Here is an 18,684-nt window from a genome sequence, read left to right as displayed (position 1 = left end):
CGAACTCTTGCAGTCTGCCTGCCTCGAACCCGAGCCTGCCGGAGGTCCCGACTTGCCCCGCAACCACAAGGGAGGCATCTCACAGGGATCGAAGCTTTGTTCTAATTTCCTTGCAACTCGAATATCAGTTCGATACAGTGTTTCCATGGGTGGGGACCTCTGGAAACTCAACGACACACAACTGATGGCCGAGACGCTCGCCATCTCCGCCGACATCCATGCCCTGCAAGTGCAGCGGGTGGACCTGATCATCGCGATGGTCGAACGCGACACCGTGAAAGAACACGGCTACCGCAGCCCCGCCCACTGGCTCGCCGCAGCCACACACCTCGAAATCGGCGAATGCCAGCGCATCGCGTCACTCGCGCAACTCCTGCGACTCGAACCCGAAGTCCGCGCCGCCTACTCGGCAGGCTTGCTGGACGCCGAGAAAGCCCGGCAGATCGCCTACTTCTGCCAGCACTACCCCACAACCATGAACCCCTGCGACTTCACCAAAGCCCGCACCATCCTGCTCGACCACGCCAGCCAGAACATCGCCACCAAAGCCACCGTGCGGGCACTGATCCACCGACTCGAACACCTCTTCGGCACCGGCGACGGCCCACCACCGGGCGAAGACACCGACCGCAACGCACTGTTCGTCTCCACCACCCTCCGCGGACGCATCGTGATCAAAGCCGACCTCGACGCGGTCACCGGCGCCCGCCTGCGGCACCTGCTCTCACCCCTGGGAGCACCCCGACCCGAGACGAACGGCATCACAGACGACCGGCCCGCCTCGAAACGCCACGCCGACGCCTTCGCACACTTGCTGCGTCTCATCGAAACCACCGGAGTCGTTCCCGTCGAAGGCAGCGTGAAACCCCACCTGTCGATCACCGCCTCGATCAAAGACCTCACCACCAACACTGCGGTGAAAGAACTGTTCACCCGCAGCCCCGAACACGGCTACGCCACCGAACCCTGGGCCGGACCACTCTCCCTCGACACCGCCCGGATGCTCGCCTGCGACTGCCAGGTCACCCGCATCCTGCTCGACGACCACGGAGTACCCCTCGCACACGGACGCACGCACCGCTCCGCCACCACCGCGCAGCGACGCGCCCTCGCGGTCCGCGACGGCGGATGCGCGTTTCCGGGGTGCACCACACCCCCGGCATGGGCCGACGCCCATCACATCGATCATTGGGTCGATGGTGGTAGCACCGATCTGGATAATCTGGTGCTGTTGTGCGGGCATCACCACCGGTTGATGCATCACACCGGCTGGGACGTCGAACTCACCGAAGAACGCCGGCCGCAGTTCATTCCGCCGGCGAGTGTGGATCTGTTCCGCACACCGATACCGGGGAACAGACCGGATCTGGTCGCTTGAGCTCCACGTAAACAGAACACAGCCACCGTCACCAGGGCACCCGTGTGCCCTGGTGACGGTACGTGCCAGGACGCGGGGCCGACGAGATACCCTGCGCGGGAACCCACCAGAGGAGCGACAGGAAGATCTACTTTCCGGCGAGCCGGTCGGAAGGGAGGTGTTGCACCGGTCCCGGCGAGCGCGGATCCACGACCCATACCTCTCCGGCGACGATCCAGATCAGCCCGCCGCCGTCATAGGACACCTCCGGGTACGGCGAACGAACCGCCAGGCGGCACTGCAGGGCGAAACTGACCGGATCGAGTATCGACAGCAGGCAGTACCAATCGCTGAGAGGATTCGGCTCGATGTTCGGATCATCGCTCGCATGATGCACGACCCACACCCATGGACCAGCGGTGCCGCCCGAATGTCCTCTTACTGCAGCAGCTTCGACGTCACCGACGGTCAAGTCATGGCGGATCGTCACCTACCGACCTCGCGGATCGACCAATCTCGGAGGATCATCCCCGACGAAGAAGGAGCCGGGCAGCGGAGACAGGGGCGGGCCGAGGCGCAGATGTCCCTCCTCGTCGAGGACAAAAAGCCGGGAGTGCCCGTTATCGGAGCCCGTTCCGATATCCAGTACCGCTGCGCCACGACCCGGCCGCGGGCGTCGACCAGACGTGGTGCACTCCGCGATAGTGCCCAGCTTCAGCTCGGCTGCTGCTCTACCCGAGTCGCGCGATACCGGTAACCGTCCTGATCGGTGACCTGCTCCCAATCCAGCATGACGGTCGCTCCGACCTGCACACTGCGAAAGCCGTCGCTGACGATGTTGCTGAAGTGCGCCCAGCAACCACCAGGGGTCTGCTCGGAATCGATGACTCCCCAGCCTTCCTCGTCGTTCCACATCCGGACCGTGCCGGTGGTGTGGCCGGTGATCCGAGCTACGGACGGAACCGGCTCCGAGGGGTCGGGAACCAGCTCCTCGATGCTGCCGTCGGAGTGGAGCGACCACGCTCGCGCCCCGAAAGGGGTCGGTCTGATGAATGGCTGTCGTCCGACCGGCCACGCTCGCACACATTCGTATGCGAAGCCCTTGTCCGCCGTGTCGAGGCGAGTCCACTCGAACTCCACCTGCTGACCCTGTGCCAGGGCAGGGAACCCGTCCACCGCGACGGCTCCGAAGCTGACGTGGCATCCACCGGGTACGTCGTCGCTGTCGATCACGCCCTGCATGTGCTCGACATCCCAGCTGCGGACCACGCCTCGACTCGACACCGCTTCCCCACCTCGCTCCTCACGGCCGGCGACGACTGCAGCCGTCTCGGAGCCGGATGCGCTGCACCCTGCCTGTGCGCCCGCTGCGGCCGACGCTGCCAAGACCGTCGAGGCGGCCACAACCAGAACTGTCCTGCGCACCACGTCTCCTCGGAATCCGGTCCTCGGATCTTCCGCGGATCGCCGTCCACAGTGTGTCAGGTGACCGGCACAACCTTCCAGCCGAAAACACACGCACCATTCACGGGATGGTGAGCACCTGCACCGCGAGGGGATCAGCAGGCACCGACGCACTGTGGTGCGCCGCAACCAGTTCCCACGCGGTCTGACGCGGCGCCGCTCCGTAGAGGACCCACCGCTCGAGCAGGATCGCGACCTTGGCCAGCATCTCGGTCCGCAAACGCAGGAACGAGTCTTCGGGGTCCACACCGACGTGACCGAGCAGCACCCACCACGCCCACGCGACGGCACCGGAATTGGCGACGAAGTCCGGTACGACGGGAATACCCCGGCCGGTGAGGACCGCCTCGGCTTCCGGTGTGGTCGCGGCGTTGGCTGCTTCGATCACGACCTTCGCCGCAACCTGGTCGACGTTGTCGGTGGTGATCGCGTAAGAGATAGCGGCAGGCACGAAAATATCTGCCGCAACACCGATCACAGCCTCGACCGGCCATTGCTGCACATTCGACGGGACGCGGGACCTGTCGATTTCGCCGTATCCGTCTCGCAGATCGAGCAACGCCGGAACGTCCACTCCGTCAGCGCAGTACAACGTGCCGAGGGCATCAGCGACAGCTATCACGCGTACGCCGGCTTCATGCAGGTACCAAGCGGCGCCGCCGCCCATGGTGCCGACACCCTGGATCGCCACCGTGGTCTCGGACGGAACCCAGCCCTGGGCGTGCATCGTGCCGATGCAGGCCTGCGCGACCCCGTAACCGCCGACCACATCACCGAGCAGAAAACCCCCGGGGACCGGGGCATTCAACGCGCCGTGAACCCGATGCAGCGTCCGCTCCGGGTCCGCCGAACGACCGATCGCCGCGTGATAGGACTGCTGCAGGCCGAGCCTCCCGAAGACTTCGTCGAGGAGGTGCTGCGGCACCCCGAGATCCTCAGCGGTCACCCAGTGGGTATCGAGCCACGGCCGCATCGCCTGGCAGAACCGTTCGAGAACCCCGACAGCGCGAGGATCCTTCGGGTCGAAATCGATGCCACCTTTCGCACCGCCGACCGGTAGGTCGAACACAGCGGTTTTCGCTGCCATGCCTCTGGCCAGATCCTCGACCTCCGACATCGTGCAGCCCGCCCGCATGCGCGTACCCCCGGTCGACATGCCGGAGACCGACGTGTGCACGACGAGGTAGCCGTGAGCTCCGGTGACGGGGTCGGTCCAGGTCATGCGCAACAGTGGCTCACGGTTGCGAGCTTCTCGGTCGTCCGGGCCTGCCCCGAATCCGCGTTCCATTGTTGTGGTCACCCGAGTCACCCCACTCATCCTCAGAAAGTTGTCGGCACCGCAGATGTTCGGCCGATAACGTCAGGGTGCCTTCGCTGATGATCCGGCGTCCAGTTACGAAACCTGAAGGATTGCGTTCACGGTTACTACACAGCGCCTACCCTGACGACATGGAGCTGTCTCTGCGACGGTTGCGGATGCTTCGGGAGTTGCATCGCCGAGGCACGGTGACGGCTGCGGCGCAGGCCTTGCATTACACCACATCCGCCGTGTCACAGCAGCTCACTCTGCTCGAACGCGAGGTCGGGGCAAAGCTTTTCGAGCGACGCGGCCGGCGGGTGCAGCTTACCGAAGCGGGCCTGATCCTTGCCGAGCATGCCGAGGAGATCATGCGGTCGGTGGAGCGCGCCACCACCGCCCTCGAGCGGGCACAGGATGGAGTCAATGCTCGATTGACGGGGGGTGTCTGGGCCTCTGTCGCGTCGAGCCTGATCCCGAATGCGCTGATGCTGCTGGCCGCCGACTATCCCGGTATCGAGGTGCGGACGAAAGAACTCGCACCGGAGGAGACGGCGGGCGCGGTGCTGGACGGCACGCTGGACTTCTCGTTCGTCATCGACTACTCGGACTATCCGATGCCGTGGGATCCGGAACTGACGAGGGTGGTCATCGCGGTGGAGCGACTGCACGCCGCGTTACCTCAGGGCACGGTCTCGGCCAGGACCATGACGTTGACAGATCTCGCGGAGCACCCCTGGATCCTTGCCGGACCCCGGTCGCATTTCGGGCGCGCAGTGCGCCTGGCCTGTCAACGTTACGGATTCGAGCCTCGGATCAACCATGAGGTCGGCGAGCAGGCGACCGCGCTGGCGATGGTCGCGGCAGGCCTGGGTGTCACCCTCGTCTCCGATCTGGGTCTGACTCTGCGTCCTCCGGGAATCGAGGTCGTCGCACTCACCGAACCTCTGATGCGGACGATTTCCATAGCGTATCGAGGCTCGGATCTCCATCGGCAACCGCTGCAATTGGTGATAGACGCGGTGCGCGACGCGGCGACCGCGCAAGGACTCGCCGTGCGACCATCGTCTCCGGAGCCGACGGCCCAGAGTTTCCCCCGCGACTGATACCGCAGAAATTCACGCGCCCCGACGGCACCGAGTGCGCCATACTTTCCTGTTCACTGACGCAGGAAAAAGAAGGGCAGGCGGATGGCGACAGTAGTCGAACAGGCCGACGGCACCCGCATTCACGGGCCGGGAAAGTTGTCGGCCGAGCGTCTCCAACACGAATTGGCATTGCGACGGCGGGCGAATCGAATCCCGGCTCGGCGGAAGCACGACGGGAAGGGCGGTCGTCGTCAACAGCGCCGAGCGGCAGCATCGTCGTGGTGAGGCCGATGCGCAATGCCGATGCGCTGTGTAGGGCACGGATAGTGCGTCGTCGAAAGTAGTTCTTCCACTCTGTGACGACAAGGGATGTCGCATGACGCAAATCGTTGCCTATGAACCGAAGTACCGAACCGCACTCCTCGACCTGTCCATCCAGGCGTGGAGTCCGGTATTCCCCATCCTTCTGAACGAAGTCCCGAGCTTCGTTTACGAATCGTTCCACCCAAACGGCTGGAAGAACGGCAGTACAACGATCTCGCCGAGGTCATTGCCACGGAACCGCAGAATATCGATGTAGCGCTCGATCTTGAACGCCCGATGGGATGGATATGCACCCGCCTGCAGCCCGAGGACTGCATAGGCGAGGTCTATGTCCTGGCTGTCGATCCCGACTACCAACGGCGAGGTGTCAGCATTGCTCTCCTATAGCACTCGTTCGCGCGAATACGTGAGGCCGGGATGGAAATGGCAATGGTCGAGACTGGCGGTGACCGCGGCCACGTATCAGCTCAGTCGGTCGGGACTGCTGCACGGATAGGTGACATCTGAACTGTGGTGCCGTGAGGCACTGCTGGAAGGATGGACCCCGTGCCCAAGCCCTATCCGAAAGAGTTCCGCGACGACGTCGTCCGCGTGGCCCGCAACCGCGAACCAGGTCAGCACCTGCGGCAGATCGCCGCCGACTTCGGCATCAGCGAATCCTGCCTGACCAACTGGCTCAGGAATGCCGACGTCGAGGACGGCACCAAGCCAGGGACGACGAACGAGGAGTCCAGAGAGAACCGCGAGCTGAGAAAGCGGATCCGGTTGCTTGAGCAGGAGAACGAAGTGCTGCGGCGGGCCGCGGCGTATCTATCACAGGCGAATCTTCCGGGAAAATGATGTACCCGCTCGTCCGCGAGCTGGCCGCCGGCGGGATTCCCGTCGCGGTGACGTGCCGGGTTCTGGGGATCGCGCGCCAGCCGTACTACCGGTGGCTCGCCGACCCGGTCACCGACGCCGAACTCGAGGAGGCGTACCGGGCGAACGCCCTGTTCGACGCCCACCGCGAGGACCCGGAGTTCGGCTACCGGTTCCTCGCCGACGAAGCCCGCGATGCGGGCGAGTCGATGTCGGACCGCACGGCGTGGCGGATCTGTTCGACCAACAGGTGGTGGAGTGTGTTCGGCAAGAAACGTGGCTCGAAGAAGGGCCGCTCCGGGCCGCCGGTGCACGATGATCTCGTCGGCCGCGTCTTCACCGCGGATGCTCCAAACACTTTGTGGCTCACCGATATCACCGAACACAGAACCGAGGAAGGCAAGCTCTACCTGTGTGCGGTCAAGGACGTGTACTCGAACCGGATCGTCGGCTACTCGATCAGCGATCGGATGAAATCCCGTCTGGCTGTCACGGCCCTCGAATCGGCAGTGGCACGGCGGGACTCGGTTGCCGGATGTGTGGTTCATTCCGACCGTGGATCGCAATTTCGCAGCCGGAAATTTGTCCGCGCCCTCGCCCGCCACGACCTGGTCGGATCGATGGGTCGGGTGGGTGCGGCCGGCGACAATGCCGCGATGGAATCGTTCTTTGCGCTGCTCCAGAAGAACGTCCTCGACCGGCAGAGATGGGCCACACGCGAGCAGTTGCGCATCGCGATCGTGACTTGGATCGAGCGGACCTATCACCGCCGGCGACGTCAGCTCCGGCTCGGCAGATTGACGCCTGTCGAGTTCGAGACCATCATGACCACACCAGCCACACAGGCTGCGTGACCGAATCTGTCACCGGATCGTGCAGCAGTCCCGTCTACGAGTCAATCGGTTTTGTGCGCTGGCCTGTTGCGCGGTACTTCAAAGACCTGCGTTCGATCTAGCGGTCGCCGGCTCCGAGCAATCACTGCGTGCAGGACACCGCTGCAAAGTAGACGGTCGCGAGCTTGTCGAACCGAGTCGCCAGACCACGACACCGTTTGAGGTAGCAGAACCGGCGTTCGACCACGTTGCCGCCGCGGTAGTTGACCGGGTCGAACGCCGGTGGGCGGCCACCACGCGAGCCGCGTCTGCGACGATGCCCTACCTGGTCGGGCGGCTCGGAGATCACCGCGTCGATCCCGCGGCGGCGCAGCAACTTCCGATTGTCGCGAGAGGAGTATGGCTTGTCGCCCCGGACCCGGTCCGGTCGAGTATGTGACCGTCCCCCTCCGAGGCGGGGAACCTTCAGTGATCGAGCAGATGCGGGTAGGAAGGGCAATGACAGGCAACGAATTTCCGCCGGCTGCCGACAAGTCAGAGAGAATGGCTCGGTGGCGCTCAGGAACCGGCAACGCACGAAATCACGTACCACGTGGCTGACCGCCGCGTTCTGGATGATCACATTCTTGTTCGCCTACATGCTCGGGCTCCTCGACTGGTGGGCATGGCTGGTGTATCTCGTTGCGGGGTCGGCGCTCACCTGTTTCTGGTGGAAACGGCGTCAGCGCAGTCGATATGCGATCTTGTTCGGCTCGATCTGCACAGTGCTGGCCATCCTGGCTCTAGCCATGATCGGTTGGGCGCTCTTTACGAGTTTCTCGGTGCCGGTCGACAGCGTCGGACCGCGCAGCGTCGTCTGCGGATCCGTCATCAGTCCGGTGCCGGCCAACGAACTGACAGTTACGATCGCCGGATCGCACGAGCCCGTGGTGCAGTCTGATCCGGTTCCGCAGAGTGAGCTTGAACGGGTGTGTTCGAACAGACTCGACTTTCGCGGTAGGAGGGCAGCCGATCTGGCTTTGATAGGTCTGTTCGTGGCCGTGCGGGCTGCGGGACACTTCGCTTCGCCGAGAAACCCCACGACCGAGTGATACTCGGCGAGCCTGTCCCGAGAACAGCACACACAGTCCTTCGGTCTCGGCGTCGCCGAAGGTGTGCTCGACGTGGTGCACACTCCGTGCCTGAGGGCAGGTACGAGACCTGGCCCCATACGATCGGTCGATGACTCGTGCGAACTGTTCGGGTGTCCACACATCGATGTGGTGCCCCGGTATCCCGCGCGTCAAGACGCACGGACTCGACCAACAAAACGGTCAAGGGTGAAACGTTGCGCGCCTTGTGTCGGGTCCGGTCAAAAAGTGAGCAGTTCGTCCGGAATACCTGCCTCCGTACGATGTGGAAGGTGAGCGATCGGTCGAATACCCGAGGCCTGCGGACCCGCAATGTGCGGTGGTGGCTCGGTGGTGGGGCACTAGCGGTTGTTCTGCTCATCGCGGGCATATTTGCTGTTCCCGACATGTTTCACCGCGATCCGTGTGACTCCGCTCTGTCCCTCGCCTCCGAGCTGGGGCTGGAGCTGTCCGACGACGACGATGTCGTTTCCTGCGCATGGCATTCGAGCTTCCCGGACTCCTCCGGGACCATCACGGTGCGTACCCCATCACCTGTCGCGCGAGAGGCTTTGCTGGAGCGGTCCGGCGTCAGCGAGGAGATTCACCGATCGACAGTCAGTATCGACGACGGCCCACCTCGTGAACAGATACGTAGACCGAACCTCGAACGCAGTGAGCAGGTGTACATAGCGACCGCGCCGAACGGTCATCAGCTGAGAATCAGCTACAACGAGAGTGTGGAGGCGGGGCTCCTGCTCACAGTGGGGGCCATCCAGGTGTGACTATCCGCCTACCTCACTGCATCCTGGCACCGGCCGGGTCGGTGAGGGCGCAGATGGAGAGGTGAGGAGCGCCCACACGAGAGTGTCAGCAGCGACGCGCGCGTAGACCTACGAGGTTTTCAGAAGTGTCCGGCAACACGGCCTCGCTCGACGGCTCGCTGCGTTGGTAGAAGCTCCCGACCCGGACCGCCGCCGAACAACGATGGCCGGGCCCCTAGCTCAACTCATCACGGGCAGGAACTACATCTAGGCCTCAGTCCCAAGGGTTCCTCACGGGCCGATGAGTCCGCTACTGTGTCGGGGTGTTGTCCGCTGCGCGTAACTGGTGGCGGCCGCTACAGCGGCCGTGACGCTTGCGCGTGTCCCGAGTCGCCTGCGCTGGCGGCTCGACCCTGTTGATCTCGCCGGATGTCCGCGCAGGCAGACTCCCAATCCTATGGAGTGCCTTCTATGCCTAGCGACCCTCGATCAACCACCGGTACCACTGCCCCACCGAACGTCATCGGCGACATCTTGGTGACCTCCCGCTCGATGACGGAGTACAGCGCGATGTTCGCTCTCTCCCCGGCCGATCTGCGTCGTCAAATCCTCGATTGTCCCGGTGGCACCGCCAGTTTCACCGCCGAGGTGTGTGCTGCCGGTGGAGACGTCACGGCGTGCGATCCAGTGTATGGGCAGTACACAGCGGATGAGCTCACTGCTCTCGGGCAGCGGGAAACCGAACGTGGCAACCGCTACTGCCGCACCCATTCGGACGAGTACATGTGGACTTTCTTCACCGATCCGGAGCATCACTCGTCCTCCCGTAGTGCCTCCGGACATCGGTTCGCGGACCATCACCGCGCGCACCCCGAGCGTTACGTCGCCGGTGCTCTACCTCGACTGCCGTTCACCGACGAACGTTTCGATCTCGTGCTCAGCTCCCATTTTCTGTTCAGCTACGCAGACCGGCTCGATCTGTCGTTCCACCACCGCGCCATGTGCGAGCTCATGCGCGTTGCCGCGACCGAGGTGCGGATCTTCCCGCTCGTCGGCATGGGATCGAACAGATACCCGAATCTCGAGGTCTTGCGAGAGCGGCTCGCCGACGATGGCATGACCACCGAGATCCGCAGCGTCGAGTACGAATTCCAGATCGGTGGCAATGAGATGCTCGTGTGCTCACGGGACTCTGCACCGTCGGATGAGCAGCGGTGACAGCACCGGATCCAGTGGCGTGTCGCGTCAGGGCCTGCATTGTCGCCGTCACTCCTCCGTCTTCTCGACAATCCGTAATCCGCCACGGAGACACCGCGAACTATCCCGTTGTCCACAGCAACTCCGGTCGGATCGAGCCCATCCCGTACATCTGCACACCGTGCACTCCCTCACCGACAACGGCGGCAGGCGCGGTGCGGATATACCAGACTGCGGGATTCAGATCGACGATCCGCTGCTGTGCGGTCGCATAGGCCGCACTGCGGTCGTCCAGGTGGTCGGCTGTCCGGCCTTCGTCGATGGCAGCGTTGAGCTCAGAGTCATTGATACCTGTGAAGTTCCCGGGAGAGTCGCCGTGGAAATTTGCCCATAGCGCGGTGTCGGGGTCGAGGACCGTCGCCGACGTGATCGCCACATCGAAATCGTAAGTGTTCAGCCGTGGCAGAGCGGAGGTGAAATCCAGGACCTCCACCCGGACGTCGACGCCGTCGAACGCGCTGAGCTGCGCTTGCACCGCCTCGGCGATGGCCTTGTTCTCGACCGAGGTGTAGGCCAGGAAGGTGAACGACACGGGCTTGCCCTCTGCGGCGAGCTCATCGAACAACTGTTGGGCCGCTTCCGGGTCGTGCGCGGGGATCTCGATATCCGCGTAGAACGGTGAGGACTCGTCGAACAGGGCCCGTGGTAGTTCCGCACGCCCCGCGAAGACCACCTCGTTCAGGGCGTCGATGTCGATGGCGAGCGCGAGTGCCCTTCGAGCGCGTTCGTCGTCGAACGGCGCACGACGCGTGTTCAGCGCCAGAAACTGCCCGCCACCGGTGGGTTCGACGAGGGTGCGGAGGCCGGCGTCCTCGGCGCGTCCGAGCGACGCCCAGCTCCCCTCGATGGCAAGACCGGCTTGGCCGGAGACCACGGCGTTGATGCGTTGGTTCGTGTCGCCGTTGTGGACCAGTTCGATGCCGTCCAGGTAGGGCGCAGGCTCGAATTCGACGTTGCGCTCCAGCATGATCCGGTCCTGTCGCCGCCACTCTGCCATGGTGAACGGGCCGGCCCCGACGGGATCGTCGTCGAATGCCTGCCGTCCGGCCTCGAGCGCCGCCGGGGAGGCAATCCAGTTCAGACCGCTCCACACCACGGACTGGGCGTAGTGCGGGTTGGGTGACTGCAAGGTCACCCGCAGCGTGAGGGAGTCGGTCACCTCGAGGGCGGCGATCTGCGAGGCCTGGATCAAAGATGGTGACCCGGAAGCTTCGTCGCGCATCCGCTCCCAGTTGTAGCGGACGGCTTCGGCATCGTAGGCGGTTCCGTCGGTGAAACGTAGGCCGTCGCGCAGTGCCAGTTCGAAGGTTGCGCCACCGTCGGCGGTGTCGAACGACTCGGCGAGCACCGGCGTGATTTCGAGTGTCTCGGGATCGTTGACCAGTAGCGTTCCGTACAGGGCATTGCCGATGAGACTGTTCGAGACCCACGCGTTGACGAGAGTGGCCGGATCGAGCGAACGCGGCTCACCGCCCTGCACGACGGTGACCGTCCCACCCTGGATCGGGTCGCCGACATCCGCATCGGTTTCGGCGTTGCCCGTTGTTCCCCCGCCCCCGCATGCTCCCAACACCAGGGCCATAACCGCGACGAGCACCGGCACCAACATCGTGCTGCGGCTCTCCGGTCTGCGACGGATGAAGTTCGACATCTGGACTCCTCCACTGGAGCGACTGCACGAGCGCCGGTTCGGCTCAGTGCTGAAACCGGGGTGGCCCGGACCGGTTAGAAACGATACTCTCACAAAACAGAATCATATTCTCATGCGCATGCCGAACCTGGGAGGCACTGATGACAGCAGCCGCGGCCGAACCGACGGAGATCGCACTGACTCCTACCGCCCACGCCCTGCGCACCCCGGACGCGCCCGCCATCATCATGGGCGACGGAGATGTGGTCACCTACCGGGAGCTCGACGACCGGTCGGCGCGGTTCGCCACATATCTCCGCGCTCAGGGACTCACCATCGGCGACCACATCGCCATCCTCATGGAGAACTCGCGCGCGTTCCTCGAAGTCGCTTGGGCTGCTCAGCGTTCCGGGTTGTATTACACGGCGATCAATCGACACCTGCGACCGGCCGAGGTTCAGTACATCCTCGATGATTCCGGCTCGGCCGCCCTGATCGCGACCGTATCGATGTCCGACGTCATCGACGGTATCGATCTGGCGAGCATCGGCGTCCGCGTGTGCACCGACGGCGCACTGCCCGGTTTCTACGACTACGCGTCGATCCTCGACAGCAACGATCCGCTGTCGCTCGACGACAGCGTCGAAGGCCGCGAGATGCTGTACTCGTCGGGTACCACCGGGCGTCCCAAAGGTGTTCGCAAACCACTTCCGGCCACTCCCTTCGGCGACCCTGCCTCGCCGACCTCCCAGGTCGCCCAGGGCATCGCCGCGCGAGGAATCACCGCCGGCAGCGTGTACCTGTCGCCCGCCCCGCTGTACCACGGCTCTCCCCTGGTCTTCTGCATGTCTGCGCAACGACTCGGTGCCGCGGTCGTCGTGATGGAACGGTTCGATCCGGTCCGGTGTCTCGAGCTCATCGATCAACACCGCGTCACCTACGCACAGTTCGTGCCGACAATGTTCGTGCGGATGCTCAAGCTGTCCGACGAGGACCGGGCGGCATACGATCTGTCGTCGCTTCAGGAAGTCACCCACGGCGCTGCCCCGTGCCCGGTCTCGGTGAAATATCGGATGATCGAGTGGATGGGGCCGATCATTCACGAATACTATTCCGGAACCGAGGATGTCGGAGCCACCCAGATCTCGTCGCAGGAGTGGCTCACGCACCCCGGATCGGTCGGCAGGCCGATGCAAATCTGCCATATCGTCGGTGAGGACGGCGAGGAACTTCCGGTCGGCGAGGTCGGTGTCGTGTACTTCGACGGCGGGCGCCCCTTCGAATACCACAACGACCCCGACAAGACCGCGGGAGTGACCCACCCGAACGGATGGCGCACCCTCGGCGACATGGGATATGTCGACGACGAAGGCTATCTCTACCTCACCGACCGACAAGCCCTGATGATCATTTCAGGCGGGGTGAACATCTACCCGCAGGAGACCGAGAACATTCTGATCGGGCACCCCGCGGTGCTCGATGTGGCCGTCATCGGAATTCCCGACGACGAGATGGGCGAAGCGGTGAAGGCGGTCGTGCAGTTGGTCGAGCCCGATGCCGCCACCGACGCCCTCGCGGACGAGCTCCTGTCGTACTGTCACCGCGAGCTCGCTTCCTACAAATGCCCGCGCAGCATCGACTTCGTGCACGAGTTGCCCCGCGATCCGAACGGCAAGCTCTACAAGCGTCATATTCGTGAGGAGTATTGGAAAGACAACACGACTGCCCGCACTCGGCTCGTGCAGGACTGACGCGCGCCCGCGCGCAACCTCGGTTGCCTGCCGCTGCATACCGATTCCGCCGTGCTGGCGCGATCATCGGACGGTGACGACACCCTGGTCGAACATGACCGAGCCGTTCTCGAACGTGCTGACCTTCACACCGTCGACATCGATCTCATCGCTGGTGGGGTAGCCCAAAGCGCCCTGGCTGCCGCCGAGTTCGTTCCACTTGTTCCGTATTTCGCCCCACACGATGTATGCGGGATTGCCTGTCTTCTGAATGATCACGCCACCGACGAACCATTGATACTTGCCGTCGGGATTGGTCTTCTCGGCACCCAACGGCTGCCCGAGGTCGGCTTTCTGGGAGGCATCGGCAGTGTAGTACTTCTCCAGAAGACTTCCCGACACCGTGTACTCGGCGCCGTCCGCGCCCATCATCACCGTGGAGGGGATCACCGACGCGGGTGAATCGGAGTCCGACGACGCGAACTTGTTCATTCCGAGGATGATAACGACGAGGGCGAGCAGAACGATCACCGCGACTGCCAGCATTTTCTTACCCCACCCGGTTTTCCGGGTCGTCGGCTGCGCCTCGACCGCGCCACCGCCCGCAACCGGAGGCGCCACGGGGGTCTCCGGAGGAGCCGCGGGAGCAACCGGCGGTTCCTGCACGAGCACAGGCTCGGGAGTGTGCACCGGCTCCTTCGCAACTACCTGCGCGGTCACCGGCTGGGGCGTCTGGGTGGACTGATACGGACTCCCGAACTGCTCCGAGTACGAGGCTGCGGAATCGAACACCTTGGTCGGATCGGTGCGCCGCACAGACGATGCGATTGCCTCCGCCGCTGCGTCGGCAAACGCCACACACGTGGGATAGCGGTCTTCGCGGTTCTTGGCCATCGCCCGCGCCACCACCCGATCGAGTTCGACGGGCAGGCTCGGAACGATCCAACTCGGTGCCGGTATCCGGCCACCCAGATGCGCGTGCATCAACTGCGGCAAGGAATCGCCCGGATACGGCGGCTCGCCGGTCAACAGATGGAAAAGACTGCACCCCAATGAATAGATGTCTGCACGACCGTCGAGCGTCGCTCCCTCGAACTGCTCGGGAGCCGCGTAGTGCAGGCTCGCGAGCATCATTCCCGTCTTGGTGTGGAATGCCGTCTCGACGAGGGCTTTGGCAATGCCGAAGTCCGTCAGCAGCACGCGCCCCGATCGTCCCGGGCCCGCTTCTTCGAGCAGCATGTTCGCCGGCTTCACGTCGCGGTGCAAAACACCGTTGTCGTGCGCGTAGTCGAGAGCCTTCGCGATTTCACCGATGACATGAACGGCCTGCTCGGGTTCGAGTCGTCGCTGTGCCATGGCCTCGGATGCGTTCATACCGGCGACGTACTGCATCGCGATCCACAGCTGATCACCCTCGCGTCCACGATCGAGGACGGAAACGATGTTCGGGTGATCGAGTCGCGCCGCGTGGTCGGCTTCGCGTTCGAACAGGGCACTCGCATGCTGGTCCTGGGTCAGCGACCTGTGCAGGAGTTTCAGCGCGATCTTCCTGGGCAGCCGTGGATGGTCTGCCAGATACACCGATCCCATACCGCCGGCACCCAGCAGTCGTTCGATCTTGTATCCAGCGAAGACCGTGCCGGGGGTCAGTGCAACCATCGTCATCTCCCTCGGTCATCCAACACAGGCTGTGCGCGTTCGCTGAGAAGATTAACCGGAGTGTCGAAAAGCGATGCCGCGCGGTCACGCTGATCGGCCGCGCGTTCGGCTCCGACGGCACTCCACCCTGCACTCGGCGATCGCGACACGAACATGCATTCGAGTTGACGCCTCCCCCGCCACATGGGACGATTCCCGCACCAACCTGAAAACAGGTCGACCCCGGAGGGTGCTACCAACACCGACCGGGGTCTGGGCACACGACAGAAAAGAGCTGTCATGCACCGTAGGGTGGAGTCTATCCACACGCCCCCAGGGGGCGCTTCTCATGGCTCGGTCTTCGATGCCGATCCTCTTCGTCTCACCCCGCCGGGGTCTTCGCTGACGTCCTGATTCTCGCCAGCCTCTCGACCGACAAGGTCGAGAGGCTGGCGGTGTTTGTGCTGCGACGTGTGCGCGGGCCGGTCCGGTAGCCGCGGCATGTCGGAGTATTCGTCGCTCATCTCCTTCAGGTCCGACGTCAGCGCGTTCGACGCTGCGCGCAGGGGTGCCATTCCCGTGCGTGAAACCGACTGGGCGCCAGTACCTTCGTCTCCACAGCTGGCGGTGGAGCACCCGCTCGTGAGGGTCGACACGAACGACCGGGTCCAGCACAAGCCGCACGTCACCTCCGACGTGGGGCCAGAAGTGCTGGCCGAGATGGTCTATCGGGGCATGGCGACCGGGCAGCTGTGGGGAAGGGGCCGAAGGCAAGCTCAGGGACCCGCAGGGTCTCCGTACGGTCGAGCACTGCCGCCCGCAGGGCGTCCTCTTTCTCGGTTCGGTAGTCTCGCGAATCGACTCGACCATTCTCCGGCCCGGTGCGGGCCCTGGAGACTCACCTGAAGGACGGTGTCATGCACCCCGCCGTCGAACTGGTTCTGAACCACGACCCCGACGACCACGGAAGCCTCGCCGATCGGGTCGCATCGCTTGCCGACGAGTTCCGACTGTGGGAGCTCATGAGCCACTACAACTGGGACGAAGGCTTCGAGGTACCGCTCGCCGTCATCCGTCACCCGCGGTGTGATCGGGCACTGGCGCTGCGCCTGTTCTGGGACCTCGACGATGCTGCAAGGGAGTACCTCGGCGGCGGCACCACCAATTTCGGCGCCTCATACGCACCGTACGACGCGGAGGAGGCAGCGCGCGTCGAGGAATACTGCCGAATCCTGACCGAGGGGCTGCGTCACGGCCGGTTCCCCCTCGGCCGCAATTCGTTCGACACCGGCTTTTTCGGCACCGATGATCCCACCCTCACGGAGCGCCAACGCAAGCTTCGGGCCGGGAAGACGACACTCGCCCAGCGCGATTACGACGATGCGTTCCTCCATCCGGCTGTCGCCGTCGCCTGACTTGATCACTGTCACGAGGCGGCTGCCGACGCAACGTGCACGCTGAAGAGGGACCCGCATGGATTTCCGACGACTCGGCGACAGCGGACCACTCCTGTCCGTGGTCGGCTTGGGAACCAACAACTTCGGCACACGACTCGAACTCGACGCGTCCCGTGCCGTGATCGACGCGGCGTTGGATGCAGGTGTGACCCATGGTTAACCTCTCAGACATCGGTCACCTCCGTGATCACCGGAGCCACCACGCCCGAACAGGTGCTGTCGAATGTCACTGCGGCACAGTGGCGCCTCTCGGACTTGGAGCTCTTCTGATCGCGCGTAATCACCGACTGCGCGGACCGTAACGTGATGCCGAGCGTGCAGTGCACATGAAAACGATCAGGTGCCGCAGAACGTCCGGAAGTTCTCAGTGAACTCGCTGGATGCCGGGGATGTGTAAACCGCCCACTCGTCCCGGCGTTCGAACGGATGCGTCACCGCATCCAACAGTGCCTGGAACGGAGCGAGATCACCGGCGGTCGCCGCGCGCAGTGCAGCGTCGACCTGGTGGTTGCGCGGAATGTAGAGCGGATTGACGCGATCCATCGCGCCCGCCGTCTCAGCGCAGCTGCGGGTCCCGAGAGCACTACGCCACCGACCCAGCCACGGGTCGAGGTGCTCACGCGCCACAAGAACGTCGAGGGGCTCCGAGTTGCCGCGGAGTTCGTCTGCGAGAGCACGGAAAGTTCCGGTCCAATCCATACCGTGCTCGGCCATCACGGTCAGCAGATCCTCGATCAGCGCCCGGTCGGCGAGCTCTCCGGTCAGACCGAGCTTCGCGGCCATACCGTTCCTGTAGTGATGCTCGTAGCGTTCGTCGAATGTCTCGAGCACCGCAGTGGCGGCCGTGATCGCATCGTCCGGGGTGGAGGCGACCAGCGTCAACAGGGTTTCGGCAAATCGCGCCAGATTCCATTTCAGGACGATGGGCTGGTTGCCGAACGCGTAGCGGCCACCCTGATCGATCGAGCTGAACACCGCGGAGGGGTCGTAAGCATCGAGGAAGGCACACGGGCCGTAGTCGATGGTCTCCCCCGAGATCGTCGTGTTGTCGGTGTTCATCACTCCGTGCACGAAGCCGATGTGCATCCACCGCGCCACCAGCGATGCCTGAGCGTCGACGACTGCTTCGAGGAATGCCAGGTAGCGATTCCCCTCTCCTTCGGCGGGCAATTCGACCAGGTTCGGGCAATGACGTGCGATCGCGTAGTCGGCGAGGGTCTGCAGAATCTCACCCTGCCGGACCGCGAGTTCGAACGTGCCCACCCGCAGATGACTGGCAGCGACCCGGGCCAGCACGGCACCGGGCTCGGCACCGTTGCGGTGGACGGGTCGGCCTGTCGCGGCCACCGACAGGGCGCGCGTGGTGGGGACACCCAAGGCAAACATGGCCTCGCTGACCAGATATTCGCGCAGCATCGGGCCTACCACCGCGAACCCGTCGCCGCCGCGGGAGAAGGGCGTCGGTCCCGACCCTTTGAGATGCAGATCCACCCGCCGGCCGTCCCGGTCCACGAGTTCGCCGAGCAGCAGCGCCCTCCCGTCTCCGAGGAGCGGGGCGTATCCGCCGAACTGGTGACCCGCGTACGCCATGGCGACCGGTGTCGCGTCGGACGGTGTCGCGGCCCCGGACAGGACGGCGATTCCCTCGTCGCTGCGCAGTGTGCCTTCATCCAACCGCAGCTGCGCTGCAAGCTGGTCGTTGAGCACGAGCAGCGTCGGATCCGGAACCTCGGCGCCCTCCCACGACACACTGAGGTCGCCCAGTTCGTCGACGAACGTGCTCTCGAAGCCGAATGTCGCCGTGTTCGCGTCTACTGGTGAATCCGGGATAGCAGCCATGCTTCGAGGGTAGTCACCTGGGCCACCATGCTCGCGACG

Annotated in this window: 17 protein-coding genes; 10 read left to right on the top strand and 7 right to left on the bottom strand. The window is 64.2% G+C overall.

Features of this window, described 5'->3' with window-relative positions; translation table 11 throughout:
• Positions 1-145: 145 nt before the first annotated feature.
• Positions 146-1,378, top strand: coding sequence for a DUF222 domain-containing protein (locus ACSYG9_RS23295; protein WP_454840108.1), 1,233 nt, complete (start codon positions 146-148; stop codon positions 1,376-1,378).
• A gap of 127 nt (positions 1,379-1,505) precedes the next feature.
• Here the strand turns inward: ACSYG9_RS23295 and ACSYG9_RS23290 are convergent, their stop codons facing one another.
• The 3 genes from ACSYG9_RS23290 to ACSYG9_RS23280 form a co-directional block, all read right to left on the bottom strand.
• Complete coding sequence (locus ACSYG9_RS23290) at positions 1,506-1,847, bottom strand: hypothetical protein (protein ID WP_454840106.1); 342 nt, start codon at positions 1,845-1,847, stop codon at positions 1,506-1,508.
• Between the two features lie 224 nt (positions 1,848-2,071).
• Positions 2,072-2,782, bottom strand: a complete 711-nt coding sequence (locus tag ACSYG9_RS23285; RefSeq protein ID WP_454840104.1) for a cold-shock protein — start codon at positions 2,780-2,782, stop codon at positions 2,072-2,074.
• 100 nt (positions 2,783-2,882) lie between these two features.
• Positions 2,883-4,121: a Glu/Leu/Phe/Val dehydrogenase dimerization domain-containing protein gene (locus ACSYG9_RS23280; RefSeq protein ID WP_454840103.1), complete on the bottom strand. Its 1,239-nt coding sequence runs from the start codon at positions 4,119-4,121 to the stop codon at positions 2,883-2,885.
• A gap of 149 nt (positions 4,122-4,270) precedes the next feature.
• Here ACSYG9_RS23280 and ACSYG9_RS23275 point away from each other — a divergent pair, with 149 nt between their 5' ends.
• From ACSYG9_RS23275 to ACSYG9_RS23265, 3 genes are all read left to right on the top strand, one after another.
• Positions 4,271-5,224, top strand: coding sequence for a LysR substrate-binding domain-containing protein (locus ACSYG9_RS23275; protein WP_454840101.1), 954 nt, complete (start codon positions 4,271-4,273; stop codon positions 5,222-5,224).
• Between the two features lie 423 nt (positions 5,225-5,647).
• Complete coding sequence (locus ACSYG9_RS23270) at positions 5,648-5,917, top strand: GNAT family N-acetyltransferase (RefSeq protein WP_454840100.1); 270 nt, start codon at positions 5,648-5,650, stop codon at positions 5,915-5,917.
• A gap of 159 nt (positions 5,918-6,076) precedes the next feature.
• Positions 6,077-7,242, top strand: a protein-coding gene (locus ACSYG9_RS23265; RefSeq protein WP_112320133.1) for an IS3 family transposase whose coding sequence is annotated in 2 segments (ribosomal slippage) — positions 6,077-6,349 and positions 6,352-7,242 — 1,164 coding nt in all. Because the reading frame shifts where the segments join, the coding sequence is not laid out codon by codon here.
• Positions 7,243-7,363: 121 nt separating this feature from the next.
• Here ACSYG9_RS23265 and ACSYG9_RS23260 read toward each other — a convergent pair.
• Positions 7,364-7,597 (bottom strand): hypothetical protein, encoded by a 234-nt coding sequence (locus ACSYG9_RS23260; protein WP_454840098.1) that lies wholly within the window; start codon positions 7,595-7,597, stop codon positions 7,364-7,366.
• A 175-nt stretch (positions 7,598-7,772) separates the two neighbouring features.
• On the opposite strand from ACSYG9_RS23260, the gene ACSYG9_RS23255 reads away from it, so the two are divergent.
• From ACSYG9_RS23255 to ACSYG9_RS23245, 3 genes are all read left to right on the top strand, one after another.
• Positions 7,773-8,312, top strand: a complete 540-nt coding sequence (locus ACSYG9_RS23255) for a hypothetical protein (RefSeq protein WP_454840097.1) — start codon at positions 7,773-7,775, stop codon at positions 8,310-8,312.
• A gap of 311 nt (positions 8,313-8,623) precedes the next feature.
• Positions 8,624-9,115 (top strand): hypothetical protein, encoded by a 492-nt coding sequence (locus ACSYG9_RS23250; RefSeq protein WP_454840095.1) that lies wholly within the window; start codon positions 8,624-8,626, stop codon positions 9,113-9,115.
• A 450-nt stretch (positions 9,116-9,565) separates the two neighbouring features.
• Positions 9,566-10,312 carry a hypothetical protein gene (locus ACSYG9_RS23245; RefSeq protein ID WP_454840093.1) on the top strand — a complete coding sequence of 249 codons (747 nt, stop codon included), beginning with the start codon at positions 9,566-9,568 and terminating at the stop codon, positions 10,310-10,312.
• 100 nt (positions 10,313-10,412) lie between these two features.
• Here ACSYG9_RS23245 and ACSYG9_RS23240 read toward each other — a convergent pair whose 3' ends face one another.
• Positions 10,413-12,002, bottom strand: coding sequence for an ABC transporter substrate-binding protein (locus ACSYG9_RS23240; protein ID WP_454840092.1), 1,590 nt, complete (start codon positions 12,000-12,002; stop codon positions 10,413-10,415).
• Between the two features lie 140 nt (positions 12,003-12,142).
• Here ACSYG9_RS23240 and ACSYG9_RS23235 point away from each other — a divergent pair, with 140 nt between their 5' ends.
• Positions 12,143-13,732 carry an acyl-CoA synthetase gene (locus ACSYG9_RS23235; protein ID WP_454840090.1) on the top strand — a complete coding sequence of 530 codons (1,590 nt, stop codon included), beginning with the start codon at positions 12,143-12,145 and terminating at the stop codon, positions 13,730-13,732.
• A 63-nt stretch (positions 13,733-13,795) separates the two neighbouring features.
• On the opposite strand, the gene ACSYG9_RS23230 is transcribed toward ACSYG9_RS23235, so the two are convergent.
• A complete protein-coding gene (locus ACSYG9_RS23230; RefSeq protein ID WP_454840089.1) occupies positions 13,796-15,370 on the bottom strand; it encodes a protein kinase domain-containing protein in 1,575 nt (524 codons plus the stop codon).
• A gap of 896 nt (positions 15,371-16,266) precedes the next feature.
• Here ACSYG9_RS23230 and ACSYG9_RS23225 point away from each other — a divergent pair.
• A complete protein-coding gene (locus tag ACSYG9_RS23225; RefSeq protein WP_454840087.1) occupies positions 16,267-16,764 on the top strand; it encodes a DUF4274 domain-containing protein in 498 nt (165 codons plus the stop codon).
• Positions 16,765-16,822: 58 nt separating this feature from the next.
• Positions 16,823-16,966, top strand: coding sequence for a hypothetical protein (locus tag ACSYG9_RS23220; protein ID WP_454840085.1), 144 nt, complete (start codon positions 16,823-16,825; stop codon positions 16,964-16,966).
• A gap of 176 nt (positions 16,967-17,142) precedes the next feature.
• Here the strand turns inward: ACSYG9_RS23220 and ACSYG9_RS23215 are convergent, their stop codons facing one another.
• Positions 17,143-18,645 carry a protein adenylyltransferase SelO gene (locus tag ACSYG9_RS23215; protein ID WP_454840084.1) on the bottom strand — a complete coding sequence of 501 codons (1,503 nt, stop codon included), beginning with the start codon at positions 18,643-18,645 and terminating at the stop codon, positions 17,143-17,145.
• Positions 18,646-18,684 lie beyond the last annotated feature (39 nt).

It is taken from the genome of Rhodococcus sp. SJ-2 (assembly GCF_053750035.1).
This window is presented reverse-complemented; position numbering and strand designations above follow the sequence as displayed.

What these genes read in the sequence shown, in the direction of transcription:
- ACSYG9_RS23235 (WP_454840090.1), top strand. Translation starts at nt 12,143, where the DNA reads ATGACAGCAGCCGCGGCCGAACCGACGGAGATCGCACTGACTCCTACC.
- ACSYG9_RS23230 (WP_454840089.1), bottom strand. Translation starts at nt 15,370, where the DNA reads ATGGTTGCACTGACCCCCGGCACGGTCTTCGCTGGATACAAGATCGAA.
- ACSYG9_RS23240 (WP_454840092.1), bottom strand. Translation starts at nt 12,002, where the DNA reads ATGTCGAACTTCATCCGTCGCAGACCGGAGAGCCGCAGCACGATGTTG.
- ACSYG9_RS23275 (WP_454840101.1), top strand. Translation starts at nt 4,271, where the DNA reads ATGGAGCTGTCTCTGCGACGGTTGCGGATGCTTCGGGAGTTGCATCGC.
- ACSYG9_RS23215 (WP_454840084.1), bottom strand. Translation starts at nt 18,645, where the DNA reads ATGGCTGCTATCCCGGATTCACCAGTAGACGCGAACACGGCGACATTC.
- ACSYG9_RS23225 (WP_454840087.1), top strand. Translation starts at nt 16,267, where the DNA reads ATGCACCCCGCCGTCGAACTGGTTCTGAACCACGACCCCGACGACCAC.
- ACSYG9_RS23295 (WP_454840108.1), top strand. Translation starts at nt 146, where the DNA reads ATGGGTGGGGACCTCTGGAAACTCAACGACACACAACTGATGGCCGAG.
- ACSYG9_RS23220 (WP_454840085.1), top strand. Translation starts at nt 16,823, where the DNA reads ATGGATTTCCGACGACTCGGCGACAGCGGACCACTCCTGTCCGTGGTC.
- ACSYG9_RS23245 (WP_454840093.1), top strand. Translation starts at nt 9,566, where the DNA reads ATGCCTAGCGACCCTCGATCAACCACCGGTACCACTGCCCCACCGAAC.